The following is a 17,400-nucleotide window of genomic DNA, read 5'->3' as shown; positions in this document are numbered from 1 at the left end:
GACGATGCGGAGCCCCCCCGATGCGGGTCCGACGCGCTGGTTGCATCAATTATGCCGCGCAGCGTCAATGGTGCAAAGTCCGTTTACCATTTTTAGTCGTGCCGTTCTGAATCAACGCGAAAATTTTGTGAATCGCGCGGTAAGGATTGTGCCGATTTGAATCGATTGTCCCTGAAATCGATCCTCCCTGTGGCGAAGCCATGGGGAGGTGGCAGCGCGGAAGCCGCTGACGGAGGGGCATTGGCGCCGACGTCGCGGCCCCTCCACCACTCGCTGCGCGAGCGGTCCCCCTCCCCATGGCTTCGCCACAGGGAGGATTCACCGCTCAGCTATATCCGCGCAGTTCGTCGCCGGTCAGCGTTGCGACGTGCAGCACATTGGTCGACCCCGGGGTGCCGAACGGCACCCCCGCCATCATCACCAGCTTCGCACCGGGCCGGCCAATGCCGTGGCGCAGCGCCATGCGCTTGCCCTTGGCGATCATCTCCTCGAAACTGCCAATGTCCTTGGTCGGCACCGCATGGGCGCCCCACAGCAGCCCCATGCGCCGCGCCGCCTCCTTCTTGGGCGTCAGGACGAGCAAGGGCGCGCCCGGCCGCTCGCGCGCGACGCGGCGCGCGGTCGAACCCGACGCGGTGAAGCAGATGATCGCATCGGCCGCGATCGTCGTGATGATGCTGCCCGCCGCCTCGGCCAGCGCGTCGGCGGTCGTGGCGTCGGGCGCCGTCTCGGTGAAGTGCAGGCGGCGGAAATAATCGGGGTCGCTTTCGACCGAACGCGCGATCGAATCCATCATCGTGACCGCTTCCACCGGCCAAGCCCCCGCCGCGGTCTCGGCCGACAACATGATTGCGTCGGCGCCGTCATAGACCGCAGTCGCAACGTCCGAAACTTCGGCGCGCGTCGGCGAGGGCGACGTGATCATCGATTCCAGCATCTGCGTCGCGACGACCACCGGCTTGCCCATCCGCCGCGCGGTCGCGACGATACGTTTTTGCAGCGGCGGCACGGCTTCGGGGGGAAGCTCAACCCCCAGGTCGCCGCGCGCGACCATTGCCGCGTCGGCCAGCTCGAGGATTTCCTCGATCCGCTGCACCCCCGACGGTTTCTCGAACTTGACGAGCAGCGCGGCCTTGCCGCCGATCAGCCGTCGCGCCTCTGCAACATCTTCAGGGCGCTGCACGAACGACAACGCGACCCAATCGACATGCTGCTCGAGCGCGAAGGCCAGGTCTTTGCGATCCTTCTCGGTAAGCGCCGCGAGCGGCACGACGACGTCGGGGACGTTGACGCCCTTGCGATCCGAAATCTTGCCGCCAACCTCGACCAGCGTCTCGATCCGTTCGGCCGTCACCCTCTGCACGCGCAGCACCAGCTTGCCATCGTCGATCAGCAGGCGGGTGCCGGGTTCCAGCGCCGCGAACAGCTCGGGGTGCGGCAGGTGGACGCGATGCGCATCGCCCGGTGCACGGTCGGTATCGAGCACGAACACCGCGCCCCTGACCAGCTCTGCGGGTCCATCCCTGAAGGTGCCGACACGCAGCTTCGGCCCCTGCAGGTCGACGAGGATCGTCGTCGGTCGGCCGGTCTCTTTCTCCAGCGACCGGATCGCGGCGATCACCTTCGCATGGCCCGCATGGTCGCCATGGCTCATATTGACGCGAAAGGCGTCGGCGCCCGCGCGGTGCAGCGCGGCGATCATCTCGACATTGGCGCTCGCGGGGCCAAGCGTCGCCAGGATGCGGACCTTGCGCTGGCGGGGTGTAAAGCTCTGAACCACGATTGCTCCGCTTGCCTGTTTGCCGTTACGGTGTGCGACGCATGGCGCGTCGCGCGCCCCGGCGCAACCACCGTATAGCTATTCAGGAAAGTCCGAACCATGTCGTGCAGCGATGAACAGGCCACCCCGAACGACGCCCTCGACACACTCAACGATGCCGTCGCCGCCGCGGCCTTCCGCCGCCTCGTCCGCCTGCTCCAGCATCGCCACGACGCCGCGAACATCGACCTGATGGGGCTCGCGGGATTCTGCCGCAACTGCCTCGGCGACTGGATCGCCGAGGCGGGCGGTATGGACAAGGAGGCGGGCCGCGCGATCGTCCACGGGATGCCGACGGCGGAATGGAAAGCGCGCTATCACACCGCCGCCACCCCCGAACAACTCGCCCGGATGGAAGAAAGCATGGCGAAGAATCCGCACCGCTGATCTTGCCCCCGTCGGGCTTTGCGGACATGACCACCAGATTGTCACGGCGACAGGGTCAATTGGGGAGATTTGGGCAATGCGTATGATGTTGGTCGCTGCGATGTTGGGGACAGGGTTTTTGGCAGGCGCTCCGCTCGCCGCGCAGACACCCGGTTCGACCTATATTCATGCCGGACGCCTTCTGGACCAGCCTGGACGCGCGCCGCGCGGGCCATCGACCATTATCGTCCGCGACGGCAAGATCGCCGAGGTACGCGATGGTTTTGCCGCCCCCGACGACGGTGCACGCGTGGTGGATCTGAAGGACGCCTTTGTCCTCCCCGGCCTGATCGACATGCACGTCCACTTGTCCACCGATGACAATCTGCTGCGCAGCCGCCTCGAATCCTCCGGGCGCGACGTCGAGGATGTCTTTGTCATCGCCCAAGACAACGCGCGAAAGACGCTGGAAGCGGGATTTACGACGGTGCGCGATCTCGGTGGCGACGGGCGGACCACGACCACGCTGCGCGATGCCATCAACAATGGCGTTATCGTCGGCCCGACGGTGATCCCTGCCGGCACGATGATTTCGGTGACCGGCGGCCATGGCGGAGTCAATGGCCTCAACCGCACTCTTGCCCACGCCGTCGCGGCCGAGCGTACAAACATCTGCGACGGACCCGATGGCTGCGCCAGCGCCGTCCGCGCGCAGATCTCGCTGGGTGCAGAGGTCATCAAATTCGCGGCAACCGGCGGCGTTCGCTCGAACGTCGCGGGCGGGCTGGGCAAGCAGATGTCGGATGTCGAGATGAAATCGGTGATCGACACCGCGCACAGCTTCGGACGCAAGGTGACGGCGCACGCGCATGGCAAGGAAGGCATCGACGCCGCGCTGCGCGCCGGGGTCGATTCGATCGAACATGGCAGCTTCATCGACGATGAAACCGTGAAGCTGTTCAAGGCATCGAACGCGGCGCTGGTGCCGACCGCGGTCGCGCCGATCGCCGCGCTCGCGCAGGCGCGGCGCGGGGACGCCCCCGGCCCGCAACTTGCCAAGGCCGAGGAAGCGGCCGCCGCGCACGCCAACAGCATGACGCGCGCGGTAAAGGCCAATGTCCGCATCCTGTTCGGCACCGATTCGGGCGTCGCGCCGCACGGCGACAATGCCAAGGAATTCGCGCTGATGGTCAAGGCCGGAATGACCCCGGCACAGGCGATCAAGGCGGCGACGATCGACAATGCCGCCGAACTCGATCGCCCGATCGGCGCGATCCTGCCCGGACGCGAGGCCGACATCATTGCCGTGGGCGGCGACCCGCTGGCCGACGTGACCGCGCTCGAAAAGGTCGCTTTCGTGATGCGTCGCGGCGTCGTTCACAAGCTGGACGGGAAACGCCAGCCCTTCCCGTCCGAATAAGCGGGGGGCCGAAGAAAGCATGGCGAAAAATCCGCAGGACGATTAGGGACGCCGCACGCGCGATTCTTGCGCTGCAACATCCCATCTACCGGAGTCGATAATGAGCGAAGCCACCGTATCCGACGAACAACTGCGCCTTTTCATCGAGCGCATCGAGCGTCTGGAAGAAGAGAAAAAGGGCATCGCCGACGACATCCGCGACACCTATAACGAAGCCAAGTCGCAGGGTTACGACCCCAAGATCATGCGCCAGATCGTCCGTCTGCGCAAACTGCCGGTCCACGACCGCAAGGAAATGGAAGCCATCCTCGACGTCTATAAATCGGCGCTCGGTATCGACTGATGCTTATCCCCACATAGCAGGAGAGTGACGATGTTCAGCACCACGACCAATACGATCGAAGGCCATCCGGTCCGCGAATATCTGGGCATCGTCACCGGCGAAGTGATCGTCGGCGCCAACCTGTTTCGCGACCTTTTCGCGTCGATCACCGACATCGTCGGCGGGCGGTCGGGCAAATATGAAGATGTCCTCGCCCGCGCGCGCAAGGAGGCGCTGGGCGAGATGGAAGCCGAGGCGGCCAGGCTCGGCGGCAATGCCGTCGTCGGCGTTGACATCGACTATGAAGTGCTCGGCCAGAACGGGTCGATGCTGATGGTCAGCGCGTCGGGAACGGCCGTGATCCTGGGGTGAGTGTCCACATCCGCCCAGCCACTTCGGCCGATGCCGCGCGATGTGCGGAAATTTACGCGCCCTATGTCACCGAGACTTGGATCAGTTTCGAGCTTCATCCGCCCGATGCGGCGGAAATGGCCCGCCGGATAGAAATTTTTGGCGCCAGCCATGGCTGGCTGGTCACAGAGGTCGACGGGGAAATTGCCGGCTATGCCTATGGCTCCCCGCACCGGGTGCGAGAAGCCTATGCAACGTCTGCGGATGTCGCGATCTACCTTGATGCGCCCTTTGCGCGCGCCGGGGTTGGGCGACAGCTGTATGCGGCACTGTTTCCGCTGCTGAAGGATCGCAACATCCACGCAATTTTTGCCGGGATTGCCTTGCCGAACGAAGCGAGCATCGGTTTGCACGAGGCAATGGGCTTCACGCCGATCGGTATCTACCGTGAGGTTGGCTGGAAAATGGGTGGTTGGCGCGATGTCGGATGGTGGCAGCGGTTGCTTTGACGTTCGATCCTGATGTAAGCGCCCCTCCAGTTCGTTCCAGCCGAAAAGAAGAGAGCCATGGCCGGCCATAGCAAGTTCAAGAACATCATGCATCGCAAGGGCGCGCAGGACAAAAAGCGCAGCGCCCTTTTCTCGAAGCTCAGCCGCGAAATCACCGTTGCAGCGAAGATGGGCCTGCCCGATCCTGACGCGAATGCGCGTCTGCGCGCCGCGGTCAACGCGGCCAAGGCGCAGTCGATGCCCAAGGACAATATCCAGCGCGCGATCGACAAGGCCGCGGGCGGCGACGGCGATAATTATGAGGAAATCCGCTACGAAGGCTATGGCCCCGGCGGCGTCTCGCTGATCGTCGAGGCGCTCACCGACAACCGCAACCGTACTGCGACCAACGTGCGCACCGCGTTCAGCAAGAATGGCGGCAATCTCGGCACCTCGGGCAGCGTCAGCCATGGCTTCGACCGCCTCGGCCTCATCAGCTATCCGGCAAGCGCGGGCGATGCCGACACGGTGTTCGAAGCCGCGCTCGACGCCGGCGCCGACGATGTCGAATCGTCCGATGACGGCCACGACATCTGGACCAGCGTCGATAGCCTGCACGAAGTGGCGAAGGCATTGGAAGCCAAGCTCGGCGAAGCCGAAGGCGTCAAGCTTGCATGGCGCCCGACGCTCAAGAGCGAAATCGCGGACGAAAATGTCGCGCAGACGCTGTTCAAGCTGATCGACACGCTCGACGACGACGACGACGTCCAGACCGTGTGGGGCAATTATGAAATCCCCGACGCGGTGATGGAAAAGCTTGGCTAAACGCAAAAATCCGCTCGCATCGAGCGAGGTCGAGATGCTCATCAGGCGCGCGCCGCTTCAGGGTGTCTCGACTTCGCTCGACACAAGCGGTTCCCGATGATCATCCTCGGCCTCGACCCCTCGCTCAGTTGCACCGGCTGGGGCGTCATCCGCGTCGAGGGCAGCCGGATCAGCCACATCGCCAACGGCCAGATCAAGACCGACGCCAAGGTGCCCCTCCCCGATCGCCTCGCACATCTCGACACCGCGCTCGCCACGGTGATCGCCGATCATGCGCCCGAATGCGCCGCGGTCGAGGAAGTGTTCGTCAACGACAACCCGCAATCGACCTTGAAGCTCGCGCACGCGCGCGGCGTGGTGCTGCTCGGCTGCGCGCGCGGCGGGTTGACGGTCACCGAATATGCCCCGCGCCTCGTCAAGAAAGCGATCGTCGGCACCGGCGGCGCGGCGAAGGAGCAGGTGCAGGCGATGCTGCGCGTGCTGCTGCCGGGGGCGAAGGTAGCGGGGCCGGATGCAGCGGATGCGCTGGCGGTCGCGATCTGCCACGCGAACCACCGGCCGCGCTGAGGAACTCAGCCTGGGGATAGAGAACAGTCGGCACGACCCCCGCGCAGTTGATCCAAAGGTCAGTAAAAGTCAGCCTTGCGCGGACGCCAATCGGTCACTCCCGCCAGATAGTCGCAGCCGACTCCTGCGCAGGCCCACGGGCTTGGCCGCAACCGCATTTTGTCCACATATTGAAAGAACAGAACGAAGATTGGCACAGCGGATCCATGTAGGACAGCGGTTTTTTTCGCGGTGAATGTCCGGTGTGGGGTGGGGAGCGGACGTCCTCCTTTTGTCATTCCCGCGAAAGCGGGAACCCAGGGAGGGGTCAGCTGAAGCCCGCTCTGGGTTCCCGCTTTCGCGGGAATGACAAAGTTTTTAGGTATGCGCTATGACCGCGATCGGTCGTTTCCCGCCATTCGCCATCCCGGATCAAATCAAACACGACGAATGGACAACACCGTCAACAAAGCGGGAAACCGATTCCCTTTTCGTTCTCCTCGCGCTACGCAGATTCCATGATCGCGAAACTCACCGGACGGCTCGACAGCAGCGGCGCAGGCCATGCGGTGATCGACGTCGGCGGCGTCGGCTATCTGGTCGAGGCATCGGCGCGCACATTGGACGCCTTAGGCGCGACCGGCGGTGAAGTCACCATCCACACCGAAATGCTTGTCGGCGAGGATTTCCTGCGCCTGCTCGGCTTCGCGCGCGCCGAGGAGCGCGACTGGTTCCGTCTGCTCACCAGCGTGCAGGGGGTCGGGGCCAAGGTCGCGCTCGCGATCCTCTCGGCGCTCGAAGTCGCCGATCTGCAACGCGCGCTCGCGAGCGGCGACAGCGCGATGATCGCGCGCGCTAACGGCGTCGGGCCGAAATTGGCGCAGCGGATCACGCACGAACTTAGGGACAAGGCGGGCGCACTCGGCGGCATTTCGGGCGGCGGCCCAGCGCTGTCGGTTGCAACCGGCCCGGTCGGCGACGCGATTGCCGCGCTCACTGGCCTCGGCTTCAAGCCGGGCGAGGCGAGCGCCGCCGTCATGGCAGCGAGCGAGGAATTGGGCGCGGGCGCCAACCTTGATGCGCTAGTGCGCATGGCACTCAAGAGAGTGGCGAAATGAACTGGGCCAACATTTTTAAGTGGATAGTGCGCCTAGCGTTCATCGTCACCGTTACGACATTGGCATGGTTTAACCTAGCCGCCTCCATAATGGCAGTCTGTGCGGTCGTGCTTGTCACGCTCTTTGGCAAGCTGGAGTCGTTAGTCGAATTTTCTTTTGGTCCTCTCAAGGCGAAGATTGAGAGAAACCTTAGTGAATCAGAGAAGCTGCTGCAGCAGCTCAAGTCCTTCGCGGCGATTCAAGCACGCGCTGCTAACGACGCTAGCGTGAATACTGGCAGATTCTCATCTCGAAGCGACTGGATTTATCAAAGCGTAAAGCGCGTCGAAGCGGGGCTACGCGAACTCAATGTTTCTGAAAATGAGATCGTTTCTGCACGGTCCGATTTTGTGAGATTGACAATTGGTGATGCCGGTCGGGCCGCTACGGGCGGAGGGTATGTGCCCATGAAACTAGGACAAGCCGCGGTAGCTGACTGGCATGCGCTACATCGCGACGAGCGTGGAAATCCGGACGCAATCGAAAGTTTTCTAGCGAAATGGCATGTCCTTACCCCTGAGCGTGTAGAACGCATCGATGACATGCGTTGGATGATCGAACATCAAGATGTTCGAGACAGTGAACAATATATGAGAGCCCACACCGAGGTGCCTTGGGAGCAGGGTGAAAAGTGACCGACCGCCTCCGCCACGCGTCCTGCCGCTGCGGCCAGGTCCGCATCGCCTGCACCGGCGAGCCGATCCGCGTGTCGGTGTGCCATTGCCGCGAGTGCAAGGCGCGGAGCGGCAGCGCCTTTGCCGTGCAGGTCCGTTTCCCCGCCGAACAGGTGCGCACCGAGGGTGAGGCGAAGTCGTGGCAATATACCGGCGACAGTGGCCACACCGCCGACTTCTTCTTCTGCCCCACCTGCGGTTCGGGCGTCTGGTACCGCGCGCGGCCCCATCACGACGCCTATGCGATCCCGCTCGGCAATTTCGAACCCGGCCACGGCTTCGCGCCCGCCTATTCGGTGTGGGAAGATCGCAAGGAACCATGGGTTTCGATCACCGGCGACGGGATCGACCATTATGACTGAGCGTCCACGGTGTCATTTTTTCATCCCCTCTCCCCTTGAGGGAGAGGGTTGCGAAGACTTGGCGGCTTTGCCGCATAGTCGCAGCTGGGTGAGGGGTTCAGACGCCGCACGAGTCCGCTCCGTTGCAACCCCTCATCCAACTTCGCCTAGCCGCTTTCAGCGGCAAGGCTGCGTATCCTTCTCCCTCAAGGGAAGAAGGTATAAGGCAAAACTGTGACCGACCTCACCACTCCCGTACGCACCCCCGAGGATGCCGACGCCGCGCTGCGCCCCAAATCGCTCGCCGAATTTGTCGGGCAGGCCGCGGCGCGCGAGAATCTGCGTATCTTTATCGAGGCGGCGAAGGCGCGCGGCGATGCGCTCGACCATGTGCTGTTCTTTGGCCCGCCGGGGCTGGGCAAGACGACGCTGGCGCAGATCGTCGCGCGCGAGCTCGGCGTCGGTTTCCGTTCGACCAGCGGACCGGTGATCGCGAAGGCGGGCGACCTTGCCGCGCTGCTCACCAATCTGGAGGACGGCGATGTCCTGTTCATTGATGAGATCCACCGCCTGTCGCCCGCGGTCGAGGAAATCCTCTATCCCGCGATGGAGGACCGCGCGCTCGACATCATGATCGGCGAAGGACCGTCGGCGCGCAGCGTGCGCATCGACCTGCCCAAATTCACCCTCGTCGGCGCGACGACGCGGCAGGGCCTGCTGACAACGCCGCTGCGTGATCGCTTCGGCATCCCGGTGCGCCTCAATTTCTATACCCACGCCGAACTCGAGCAGGTGATCGGCCGCGCGGCGCGGTTGCTCGGCCTTGGCATCGCACCCGACGGTGCGCTTGAAATCGCGCGGCGGTCGCGCGGGACGCCGCGAATCGCGGGGCGGCTGCTCCGCCGCGTGCGCGACTTTGCGACGGTTGCCGGGCACGACATCGTCGATGCGCGCGCGGCCGACGCGGCGCTCAGCCGTCTCGAGGTCGATGCGCTCGGCCTCGACGCGATGGACCGGCGCTACCTCACGATGATCGCGGACATTTACCGCGGCGGTCCGGTCGGGGTGGAAACGCTCGCGGCGGGGCTTTCGGAGCCGCGCGATACGATCGAGGATGTGATCGAGCCCTATTTGCTGCAAATCGGCCTGATCGCGCGTACGGCGCGCGGCCGGACGCTCAACGCGAGTGCGTGGAAGCATCTGGGGCTCAATCCGCCCGCGGGGGCGCAGGATGGGTTGTTCGATAACGGCAAATGACCGTGCCCCTGCGAAGGCAGGGGTCCATCACCCGCCGTCGCGGAGTCCTCAGCCGTTCGCGTAAGGGCGCAGCCTCTGGTGATGGGCCCCTGCCTTCGCAGGGGCACGAAAAACTCGGGAATGTAGCGGATTTCCGCGATCATCTCCCACCAAACGGCCCCCATCTGCGACGAACTGTTGGTTTGGGGTTTGCGACGAGTCGAAGGCCCGCTATCGCTCTCTACGATGGTAAATGTCCTGCCCCCCTTCGTCCCCGGCGCCTTCGTCGGGACCGAACATCAGTTCCGGGCGCGCGTCTATTTTGAGGACACCGACCTGTCGGGCATCGTCTATCACGCCAATTACCTGCGCTATATGGAGCGCGCGCGGTCGGACATGCTGCGCGTCGCGGGGATCGACCAGCGCGCGGCGATGGAGGGTGGCGAAGGCGCGTGGGCGGTCACCGACCTCGCGATCAAATATCGCAGCCCTGCGAAACTCGACGACGATCTGCTCGTCGTCAGTACCGTCGAAGCTGTGCGGGGCGCGAGCGTAGTGATCGCGCAGCGCATCCTTCGCACAAATGACACGTTAAGCGGCGAGACATTGACCGACGGGCAGGTCACGGCCGCCTTCCTGTCGCCGACGGGTCGGCCGCGGCGCCAGCCCGCCGACTGGGTGCAGCGCTTCACCGCGATCATGAATGGAGAGACGAACCCTTGCTAGACAATATCTCGCTGGCCGCCGATGCGGCGACCCTTTCCCCCGTCGCGCTGTTCCTTCAGGCGGATATCATCGTCAAGGCGGTGATGATCGGCCTGCTCGCCGCCTCCATCTATGTCTGGGCGGTGATCTTCACTCACGGCCGCGGCGTCGGCAAGCTGATGCGCGCGTCGGACCAGTTCGAGCGCGATTTCTGGCGCGCCGACAATATCGACCGCTTTTTCGATAAAAATGGCGCCGAGGAACTGCCGAGCGCCAAAGTGCTGAGCGCCGGGATCAGCGAATGGCGGCGGTCGACCAAGGGCAAGACCGTCGACCGCGACGGCACGCGCGAGCGGCTGGGCATCGCGATGAATTCGGCAATCGCGGGCGAGGTCGACCGGCTGGCCGAAAAGATCGGCACGCTCGCGACGATTGGCGCGGTCGCGCCTTTCGTCGGCCTGTTCGGTACGGTCTGGGGCATCATGCGCAGCTTCACCGCGATTGCTGCGAGCAACAACAGCAGCCTGGCGGTGGTCGCACCCGGCATCGCCGAGGCGCTGTTCGCGACCGCGATCGGCCTGTTCGCGGCGATCCCCGCGGTGATCGCCTATAACGCCTTTTCGCAGCGCCTGAACCGCCTCGAATCGCGGCTCGGCCGCTTTGCCGACGGGCTGCATGCGACCTTCAGCCGCGAACTGGAGGTCGAGGCCTGATGGCGATGACCGGACCTTTGGACGGCGGCGTCGGTGCCCGGCGCGGGCGCGGCCATCGCCGCGCGCCGATGGCGGAGATCAACGTCACGCCGCTCGTCGACGTGATGCTCGTGCTGCTGATCATCTTCATGATCACCGCGCCGCTTCTGGCCTCCGCCGTCCCCATCGACTTGCCCGAAAGCCGCGCCAAGCCGATCGATACCGAGGAGCAGGAACCGGTGCAGCTGTCGATCAATGCCGACGACACGCTCTATATCGGCGAAGAGGTCGTGCCCGAGGCCGAGCTTCCCGCGCGGCTCGACGCGATCGCGCGTGCAAACGAGGGCGAGGATCGGCCGCGCCAGATCATGCTGCGCGCCGACAAGGGGCTCGATTACGGCCGCGTGATGCGCGTGATGGGCGAACTTAACCGTGCGGGGCTCACCCGCATCGCACTGGTGACGACGGGATCGGATAGCCCTGCCGAGGCGGCGCCGACCACCGAAGCCGCGGTCACCGACGGTTCAGAATCGGGGCAATAGGCTGAAACCATGGCCGAAGCAGCCACAAATCGGGGGAATGAGCGACGCGGTTTTGCCGTCGCGGTGGCGGCGCATGTCGTCATCATCGGCCTTCTTTCGGTCCAGTGGACCGGGGGCGAGCGCCGCTTCGACAATCCGCCGATGGAAGTCGACCTGATCGCCGAGACCGCGATGCAATCGACCGCGCCGGTGATCGCCGAAACGCCCCCTGCCGCGCGGCTGGGCGAAGAGGATATGGTCGACATCGCCGCACCCGAGCCAGTGCCCGCGCCGCCGCTGCCCGAACCCGTCGTGCGTCCGACGCCCGCGCCGACCCCCAAACAGGTCGCGCGGCCCAAAACGGCGCCGCCGAAACAGCCACCCGCCGCCAAAAAGGCGCAGCCCAAGGCCGCGCCCAAAGCGCCGCCCACCAAGGATCGCCCCACTCGCCCGACCGGCCGTCTCGATGGGATCGCGGAGGGTCTGTCGAAATCGCAGCCCAAATCCCCGGCCAGCAAGGGCGCGCCCGCCGCGGCGACTGCGGCCGAAGTGCGTCGCTCGATCGACGTCAGCATCAAGGCGGCGGTCGGGCCGCGCTGGGACGGTTGCCGCGTGTCGGGCGTCGACGTCGATCAGCTCAAGACCGTCGTCAAATTTCGGCTGACGGAGACGGGAGCGCTGGCGGGCTTCACCAGCGTCACGACCACTGGCGAAAATGACAGCAACCGCTTTCAGATCCAGCGCCACCAGGAATGCGCCAAACGCGCGGTCGAACTCGCCGCACCCTTCGATCTGCCCGAAGAAAATTACAGCTTCTGGCAGAATTACACGCTCGATTTCATCAAGAGGTAAGCCCCATGTTCCTCCGTCCGATCAGCCTATCGCTCGCCCTGCTGCTCACCACCGCGCCGGTGCTGGCGCAACAGACCGCGCCGACGCCGCCCGCGATGACGCAAACCGAACCGCGCGAGACGATCGAGGGCACGCTGTCGCAGGAACGCACCGTCGTCGGCATTCCGCCGTTTGCCACCGCGTCGGCGCAGACGGTCGCGGGACTGCGCACCGACGCCCTCGGTCGCCAGCTCGCCGAAATCATCGCCGCCGACCTTGAACGCAGCGGCCTGTTTGAACCCATCGGCCCCAACGGCGTCCGCGCGATCACCCGCGCCGAGGTGCAGGCACCGCAATTTGCCGAGTGGCAGGCGCGCGGCGCCGAAAATGTCGTCCACGGCTTCGTCGATGCCGGGTCGAACGGCAGCCTGATTGTCGGCTGTTATCTCTATGACACGGCGCTTGGCAGCGAGCTGGTGCGCAAAGGGTTCGAAATCCAGCCCGCCGACTGGCGCCGCGCCGCGCATAAATGCGCCGACGCCATCTATTCGCGCCTGTCGGGCGAGGCGCCCTTCTTCGACAGCCGCGTCGCCTATATCGCCGAGAGCGGGCCCAAGGGGAACCGCATCAAGCGGCTGGCGATCATGGACAGCGATGGGGGTAACCACCGCTTCATCACCAATGGGCAGGCGCTGGCGATCAGTCCGCGTTTCTCGCCCGATTACAAGAAGATCGTCTACGTCTCCTATCTCAACAACCGCGTTCGCGTGTTCATCTATGATGTCGCCAGCGGATCGCAGAAGCTGGTGACCGAAAGCGGCAACGCGACCTTTGCGCCGCGCTGGTCGCCCGACGGGACGCAGATCCTCTATTCGATGGCGGTCGGCGGCAACACCGACATCTATCGCATTTCGGCGAACGGCGGCACCCCGGTGCGGCTGACCACCGCGCCGGGGATCGACGTCGGCGGCAGCTTCTCACCCGACGGGCGCAAGATCGTGTTCGAAAGCGACCGGTCAGGCAGCCAGCAGCTTTATGTGATGAACATTGACGGGTCGAACCAGCAGCGGATCAGCTTTGGCGGCGGACGTTACGCCACCCCCGAATGGTCGCCGCGCGGCGATCTGATCGCCTTCACCCGTATGGGCGGCGGCGAGTTCCGCATCGGCGTGATGACGCCGTCGGGCGGCGGGGTGCGGATGCTGACGAACAGCTGGCAGGATGAGGCGCCGACCTGGTCGCCGAACGGCCGGGTGATCCAGTTCTTCCGCACCACGCCGGGCCGCGAAGGCAAATCAAGCCTGTGGCAGGTCGACCTGACCGGCGTCAATCTGCGCCGTCTGCCGACCCCGCAAGACGGGTCGGACCCGAGCTGGGGCCCGGTGCTGCCTTGACAAAGACGGAACCAAAAGGCCTAAATCGGGTTCCCCTATGCGTGACAACGCCGCGAAACCGCCCGTTTCAGACAGTTTCCACACCATAACAAGAGGACAGAAGACATGACGATACGCAAAAGCACCGCAATGATTGCGGCGATCACCATGCTTGCTGTTGGCGCCTGCGCGAAAAAGGCCCCGGACACGCTGCCCCCCGCCCCCGAAGGCACGGGAACCGATACGGGGACCGACACCGGCACCGGCGTCGTGCCGGGTTCGCAGGAAGATTTTGTCGCGAACGTCGCGGCCGACCGCATCTTTTTCGATTTTGACCAATATAATGTCGATGCGCAGGATCAGGCGACGCTGCAAAGCCAGGCGCAGTGGCTGCAGCGCAACCCGGCCGTGCGCGTCACGCTGGAGGGTCACGCCGACGAACGCGGCACGCGCGACTATAATATCGCACTCGGCGAGCGCCGCGCGAATGCCGCGAAAAACTATCTCGCCTCGCTCGGCATCGATCCGTCGCGGATCAACGTCATCAGCTACGGCAAGGAACGCCCCGCGGCGGTCGGATCGACCGAGGAAGCCTGGGCGCAGAACCGCCGCGCGGTGACCGTCGTCATCGGGCAATAAGCGGCCACAGCGGCACCGCGGCAAAGGCCGCGGCGCACAAGAACAGACCGAAGGGGACCGGCCGCTCGCCGAGCGGCCGGTCCCCTTTTCCTTGGGCGACAAGCGCCCAGACGATCCCGCCAAGGCTGGCAAGCAACAGCATCAGCGGCAAGACCTGCCAGCCGAGCCACGCACCGGTCGCCGCGACAAGCTTGGGATCGCCGCCGCCCATGCCGTCCCGTCGGCGCGCACGGGCATAGAGCCACGCGAGGAGCGCCAGCGCGCCGCCGCCAACCAGCGCCCCGACCCAGCGATCGACGAGCGACGTGCCGAGCATCGGCCCCGCCAGCAACACCCCCGTCACCGCCAGCAGCAAGGTCAGCCGGTCGGGCAGCCAGAAATGCCGTGCGTCGAGCAGCGCAAGCGGCAGCAGCAGCCAGCCGAACAGCGCCCAGAGCCAGCCCGCCGTTCCCGGAAGCAGCGCCAGCGCTCCCGCACCGATCAGCGCTGATGCCAGCTCGATCCGGCCATGAAATCGATCAATCTCCGAGCCGCAGGTTCGGCACCGCCCGCGCGACAGCAACGCGGAAAGGATCGGCACCAGATCGCGCACGCCGAGCGCCCGTCCGCAATCGTCGCACTGCGAGCGCCCGAGCAGCGAGCGCCCGGCGGGCCAGCGCAGCACCAGCGTCGCGATAAAGCTTCCCAGCAACAGCCCGATCAGCCCGGCCAACAGGATGCCCGCGCCAAAGGGCAAGGCATCGAGGATCGTCACGTCAAAAGCGGCCCGAGGTCGCCAGCACGAACCCGCCCGGCCCCGCGCGGAAGCCGAGCGCCGCGAGCGCCGCCGCCATCGTGGGATCGCGGTCGACGTTGATCGCCAGCCGTGCACGCCATGCGCCCTTTCCGTCGAAGCCAAGCGTCAGCCGTTCCATCCCCGACTGGCTGGCGAGCGCCGCCTCGGCGCGCCCGTTTGCACAGCGGAGCGGGCCGGACAAGCCGCGCGACAGGTCGAGTCCCGCAATCGGCGCGGCGACCATCAGCTGAACCCGGCCGCTCGCGCTGACACATTTGCCCGCATCGTCGAACCGCACCGTCGCACCTTCGAAGCGGATCGTGTCGATCGGGATCATGCCGAGGCCGCCCGCCATCGCGCTCGTCCCGCTGACGTCGGACATGCCGCGCGGATTGCTGCCGTGCAGCCGCCCCGCGAGCGCGCCGAGCCGGTCGTCGCTGCGTTCGAACGCGAGTTCGGTTTCGCCGGTGAGCAGCGCCAGCGGCGACAGGCTGGCGCGCACCGTGCCGAGCGGCAGCGCGCCGAGCCGCGCGTCGATCAGCTCGGCCGACCACACCGATCCGCGCACCGCGCGCGCCGAAACGCCGGCATCGCTCGCCCCCGAGAGGCCGAGCGCAAGCCGCATCGGAAAGGTTGCGACGAGCAGGACCAGCGCGAGCAGCGCCGCCGCAACGAGCCAGCGCCGCCGCGCGCTCATTGACCGCTCTTTCGAAGTTCCGCCGTCATCCCGACGGTGCCGTCCGCGGCGGGGGTGATCGTCAGCTGGTCGATGACAAAGCCCTGCGCTTCGAGCGACGCGAGCCAGTCGGTCAGCACCGTCGCCTTCGCGGTGGCAATCGCAATCGCCGCCTGATTGGCACCGCGCGCTTCGTTGCGGTCGAGCGTCAAGCCGATCTCGCCCGCCGATTGCGCCAGATATTGATCGATCACCGCCGTATCCACCGCAGCGGTGGCCGATTTCGCGAGGCCCGCGCCGAGCAGCGCGATCTTCGCCGTCACACGTCCCTCGCGCTCGATCGCGGCGCGGTGGCGACTCTCAAGATCGACGAAAGCGGCCACCGCCGGCCGTCCCAGCCCCCAGCCGAGCACGCCGAGCGCCAGCGCCGCGGCGATGCCGACCAGCCAGCGTTCGCGCGTGGACAATCCGGCCCACCAGTTTTTCAGCCTTTCGGTCATGGCACCGCCCGGATCGTGATATTGGCCATTTGCTGCCCGTCGGTGCCCGCCATCGGCTGGGCGGTGATCCGATAGCCGCGCGCTTGCAGTGCCAGCAGCACCCGATTGATGTCATCGACGCGCGGCGCCGCGAGCGTCGTCGTCAGCGTGCCGTCGGTGCGGTGCGACAGCGTTTTCAGCGATACCCCCGGCGCGTCGCGCATCGCGTCGTACAGCGCCGATGCAGGCACCGAAAAGGCAAGCGGCCCGCCCCCCGCCGCGGCCAACCGGCGGTCGATTTCGGTTTCCGCCGCGCTGGCGTCGGACGCGGTTATCCCCGCTTTCTTCGCCATTGCGACCACCGCCTCGTCGGCGCGGCTCGTGTCGGCCGACAGACGCAGGGCGTAAACGAGCGGCACCGCAGCGCTCACCACGACCAGCGCGATCGCCAGCCGTTTCGCGAGCCGCAGCATCGCCGGATCGACCGCCCAGCGGCGCTTCGGCTTCCACGCACCGCTCAACAGGTCGAGCGGCGGCGCCGCGAGCGTGAGCAACAACGCCTCGCGCATCGCATCGGCATCGAGCGGCGCGACATCGTGGTTGCCCGCGATCAGCGGGTCGAGCTCGGCGTCCGACGCCCAGGCGCGATCGGCCGAGCGGATGATCCGCTCGCCGCCCAGCTCGGCCGACCAAAGGCTGTCGGGTTCGGGGGGCGGCACTGCGGCCACCGCCGGAATGATCGCTGCGGCGGTCAGCCCGCGCGCCGTCAGCCATCCGGTCCAGCCCGTCATTGCGGCATGGGTCGTCACCGCAACGGGCACCGCTTGCCCGATCTCGGCCGGCTGGCCTGCGACCACGTGCAGCGCGGCCGCATCGCCCAAACTGTCCTTCAGCGCATCGATCCGCGCTGCGGCCGCGGCCTGTGCGGGCGCAGCGTCGGGATAGTGATGCCAGCGCAGCGGCACATCGGCCGCGGGTGCCAGTGCAACCAGCCGGTCGTCGGGGGCATCGTCGTCCCGCTTCTCCCAATCGGCGACCCAGCCGTCATCCTGTCCGCTGTCGACGACCACACCGTCATCGACGCGCAGCCACGCGGCGGGCGCGGCATCGTCGTTCGCAAGCGTCGCCACGGGGGGCAGCCAGATCAGCAAGGTGCGCGTCACG

Annotated in this window: 22 protein-coding genes; 17 read left to right on the top strand and 5 right to left on the bottom strand. The window is 65.9% G+C overall.

Translation table 11 applies throughout. The features are described 5' to 3' along the window. Positions 1-325: 325 nt before the first annotated feature. Positions 326-1,780, bottom strand: a complete 1,455-nt coding sequence (gene pyk / locus VSX77_RS10650; RefSeq protein WP_338424582.1) for a pyruvate kinase — start codon at positions 1,778-1,780, stop codon at positions 326-328. A 99-nt stretch (positions 1,781-1,879) separates the two neighbouring features. Here pyk and VSX77_RS10645 point away from each other — a divergent pair, with 99 nt between their 5' ends. From VSX77_RS10645 to pal, 17 genes are all read left to right on the top strand, one after another. Further along, the gene (locus VSX77_RS10645; protein ID WP_338424581.1) at positions 1,880-2,206 is read left to right on the top strand and encodes a DUF1244 domain-containing protein; all 327 of its coding nucleotides are present in this window, start codon (positions 1,880-1,882) and stop codon (positions 2,204-2,206) included. Positions 2,207-2,282: 76 nt separating this feature from the next. Continuing rightward, positions 2,283-3,605: a metal-dependent hydrolase family protein gene (locus VSX77_RS10640; protein ID WP_338424580.1), complete on the top strand. Its 1,323-nt coding sequence runs from the start codon at positions 2,283-2,285 to the stop codon at positions 3,603-3,605. A 100-nt stretch (positions 3,606-3,705) separates the two neighbouring features. Next, positions 3,706-3,948 carry a DUF2312 domain-containing protein gene (locus VSX77_RS10635; protein WP_037555168.1) on the top strand — a complete coding sequence of 81 codons (243 nt, stop codon included), beginning with the start codon at positions 3,706-3,708 and terminating at the stop codon, positions 3,946-3,948. Between the two features lie 30 nt (positions 3,949-3,978). Next, on the top strand, positions 3,979-4,299 hold the full coding sequence (locus VSX77_RS10630; protein WP_338424579.1) for a YbjQ family protein: 321 nt from the start codon (positions 3,979-3,981) through the stop codon (positions 4,297-4,299). Continuing rightward, positions 4,296-4,787, top strand: coding sequence for an arsinothricin resistance N-acetyltransferase ArsN1 family B (locus VSX77_RS10625; protein ID WP_338424578.1), 492 nt, complete (start codon positions 4,296-4,298; stop codon positions 4,785-4,787). Before VSX77_RS10630 ends, VSX77_RS10625 begins: the two co-directional genes overlap by 4 nt. A 57-nt stretch (positions 4,788-4,844) precedes the next feature. Next, complete coding sequence (locus tag VSX77_RS10620; RefSeq protein ID WP_338424577.1) at positions 4,845-5,591, top strand: YebC/PmpR family DNA-binding transcriptional regulator; 747 nt, start codon at positions 4,845-4,847, stop codon at positions 5,589-5,591. A 96-nt stretch (positions 5,592-5,687) separates the two neighbouring features. Then, positions 5,688-6,158: a crossover junction endodeoxyribonuclease RuvC gene (gene ruvC, locus VSX77_RS10615; protein ID WP_338424576.1), complete on the top strand. Its 471-nt coding sequence runs from the start codon at positions 5,688-5,690 to the stop codon at positions 6,156-6,158. A gap of 497 nt (positions 6,159-6,655) precedes the next feature. Next, positions 6,656-7,255 (top strand): Holliday junction branch migration protein RuvA, encoded by a 600-nt coding sequence (gene ruvA / locus VSX77_RS10610; RefSeq protein ID WP_338424575.1) that lies wholly within the window; start codon positions 6,656-6,658, stop codon positions 7,253-7,255. After that, positions 7,252-7,929 carry a hypothetical protein gene (locus tag VSX77_RS10605; protein WP_338424574.1) on the top strand — a complete coding sequence of 226 codons (678 nt, stop codon included), beginning with the start codon at positions 7,252-7,254 and terminating at the stop codon, positions 7,927-7,929. Before ruvA ends, VSX77_RS10605 begins: the two co-directional genes overlap by 4 nt. After that, on the top strand, positions 7,926-8,330 hold the full coding sequence (locus tag VSX77_RS10600; RefSeq protein ID WP_338424573.1) for a GFA family protein: 405 nt from the start codon (positions 7,926-7,928) through the stop codon (positions 8,328-8,330). Before VSX77_RS10605 ends, VSX77_RS10600 begins: the two co-directional genes overlap by 4 nt. Positions 8,331-8,543: 213 nt before the next feature. Then, on the top strand, positions 8,544-9,566 hold the full coding sequence (gene ruvB / locus VSX77_RS10595; RefSeq protein WP_338424572.1) for a Holliday junction branch migration DNA helicase RuvB: 1,023 nt from the start codon (positions 8,544-8,546) through the stop codon (positions 9,564-9,566). 225 nt (positions 9,567-9,791) lie between these two features. Continuing rightward, positions 9,792-10,271, top strand: coding sequence for a YbgC/FadM family acyl-CoA thioesterase (locus tag VSX77_RS10590; RefSeq protein WP_338424571.1), 480 nt, complete (start codon positions 9,792-9,794; stop codon positions 10,269-10,271). Continuing rightward, positions 10,265-10,963 carry a protein TolQ gene (gene tolQ, locus VSX77_RS10585; RefSeq protein ID WP_338424570.1) on the top strand — a complete coding sequence of 233 codons (699 nt, stop codon included), beginning with the start codon at positions 10,265-10,267 and terminating at the stop codon, positions 10,961-10,963. The genes VSX77_RS10590 and tolQ overlap by 7 nt, the downstream gene beginning before the upstream one ends. Further along, positions 10,963-11,484, top strand: coding sequence for a protein TolR (tolR, locus tag VSX77_RS10580; protein ID WP_338424569.1), 522 nt, complete (start codon positions 10,963-10,965; stop codon positions 11,482-11,484). Before tolQ ends, tolR begins: the two co-directional genes overlap by 1 nt. A gap of 9 nt (positions 11,485-11,493) precedes the next feature. Continuing rightward, positions 11,494-12,315, top strand: a complete 822-nt coding sequence (locus VSX77_RS10575; protein WP_338424568.1) for a hypothetical protein — start codon at positions 11,494-11,496, stop codon at positions 12,313-12,315. Positions 12,316-12,320: 5 nt separating this feature from the next. Further along, positions 12,321-13,688, top strand: coding sequence for a Tol-Pal system beta propeller repeat protein TolB (gene tolB, locus VSX77_RS10570; protein WP_338424567.1), 1,368 nt, complete (start codon positions 12,321-12,323; stop codon positions 13,686-13,688). Positions 13,689-13,793: 105 nt separating this feature from the next. Then, positions 13,794-14,306 (top strand): peptidoglycan-associated lipoprotein Pal, encoded by a 513-nt coding sequence (pal, locus tag VSX77_RS10565; protein ID WP_422397217.1) that lies wholly within the window; start codon positions 13,794-13,796, stop codon positions 14,304-14,306. Here pal and VSX77_RS10560 read toward each other — a convergent pair. The 4 genes from VSX77_RS10560 to gspL are packed head-to-tail and all read right to left on the bottom strand — an operon-like array spanning position 14,293 to position 17,399. Continuing rightward, positions 14,293-15,060, bottom strand: coding sequence for a prepilin peptidase (locus VSX77_RS10560; protein WP_338424566.1), 768 nt, complete (start codon positions 15,058-15,060; stop codon positions 14,293-14,295). The genes pal and VSX77_RS10560 overlap by 14 nt on opposite strands. A 1-nt stretch (position 15,061) precedes the next feature. Beyond that, positions 15,062-15,778 (bottom strand): type II secretion system protein N, encoded by a 717-nt coding sequence (locus tag VSX77_RS10555; protein ID WP_338424565.1) that lies wholly within the window; start codon positions 15,776-15,778, stop codon positions 15,062-15,064. Beyond that, positions 15,775-16,257 (bottom strand): type II secretion system protein GspM, encoded by a 483-nt coding sequence (gene gspM / locus VSX77_RS10550; RefSeq protein ID WP_338424564.1) that lies wholly within the window; start codon positions 16,255-16,257, stop codon positions 15,775-15,777. The genes VSX77_RS10555 and gspM overlap by 4 nt, the downstream gene beginning before the upstream one ends. Next, entirely contained in the window at positions 16,254-17,399 is a 1,146-nt protein-coding gene (gene gspL / locus VSX77_RS10545; RefSeq protein ID WP_338424563.1) for a type II secretion system protein GspL, read from the bottom strand. The genes gspM and gspL overlap by 4 nt, the downstream gene beginning before the upstream one ends. Position 17,400 lies beyond the last annotated feature (1 nt).

Origin of the sequence: Sphingopyxis sp. TUF1 (genome assembly GCF_036687315.1) — a bacterium.
Classification (GTDB): domain Bacteria; phylum Pseudomonadota; class Alphaproteobacteria; order Sphingomonadales; family Sphingomonadaceae; genus Sphingopyxis; species Sphingopyxis kveilinensis.
This window is presented reverse-complemented; position numbering and strand designations above follow the sequence as displayed.

Excerpts from the sequence above, each read along its gene's own strand:
- VSX77_RS10645 (WP_338424581.1), top strand. The coding sequence starts at position 1,880 with ATGTCGTGCAGCGATGAACAGGCCACCCCGAACGACGCCCTCGACACA.
- VSX77_RS10640 (WP_338424580.1), top strand. The coding sequence starts at position 2,283 with ATGCGTATGATGTTGGTCGCTGCGATGTTGGGGACAGGGTTTTTGGCA.
- VSX77_RS10635 (WP_037555168.1), top strand. The coding sequence starts at position 3,706 with ATGAGCGAAGCCACCGTATCCGACGAACAACTGCGCCTTTTCATCGAG.
- VSX77_RS10630 (WP_338424579.1), top strand. The coding sequence starts at position 3,979 with ATGTTCAGCACCACGACCAATACGATCGAAGGCCATCCGGTCCGCGAA.
- VSX77_RS10620 (WP_338424577.1), top strand. The coding sequence starts at position 4,845 with ATGGCCGGCCATAGCAAGTTCAAGAACATCATGCATCGCAAGGGCGCG.
- ruvC (WP_338424576.1), top strand. The coding sequence starts at position 5,688 with ATGATCATCCTCGGCCTCGACCCCTCGCTCAGTTGCACCGGCTGGGGC.
- ruvA (WP_338424575.1), top strand. The coding sequence starts at position 6,656 with ATGATCGCGAAACTCACCGGACGGCTCGACAGCAGCGGCGCAGGCCAT.
- VSX77_RS10605 (WP_338424574.1), top strand. The coding sequence starts at position 7,252 with ATGAACTGGGCCAACATTTTTAAGTGGATAGTGCGCCTAGCGTTCATC.
- VSX77_RS10590 (WP_338424571.1), top strand. The coding sequence starts at position 9,792 with ATGGTAAATGTCCTGCCCCCCTTCGTCCCCGGCGCCTTCGTCGGGACC.
- tolR (WP_338424569.1), top strand. The coding sequence starts at position 10,963 with ATGGCGATGACCGGACCTTTGGACGGCGGCGTCGGTGCCCGGCGCGGG.
- VSX77_RS10575 (WP_338424568.1), top strand. The coding sequence starts at position 11,494 with ATGGCCGAAGCAGCCACAAATCGGGGGAATGAGCGACGCGGTTTTGCC.
- tolB (WP_338424567.1), top strand. The coding sequence starts at position 12,321 with ATGTTCCTCCGTCCGATCAGCCTATCGCTCGCCCTGCTGCTCACCACC.
- pal (WP_422397217.1), top strand. The coding sequence starts at position 13,794 with ATGACGATACGCAAAAGCACCGCAATGATTGCGGCGATCACCATGCTT.
- VSX77_RS10555 (WP_338424565.1), bottom strand. The coding sequence starts at position 15,778 with ATGAGCGCGCGGCGGCGCTGGCTCGTTGCGGCGGCGCTGCTCGCGCTG.
- gspM (WP_338424564.1), bottom strand. The coding sequence starts at position 16,257 with ATGACCGAAAGGCTGAAAAACTGGTGGGCCGGATTGTCCACGCGCGAA.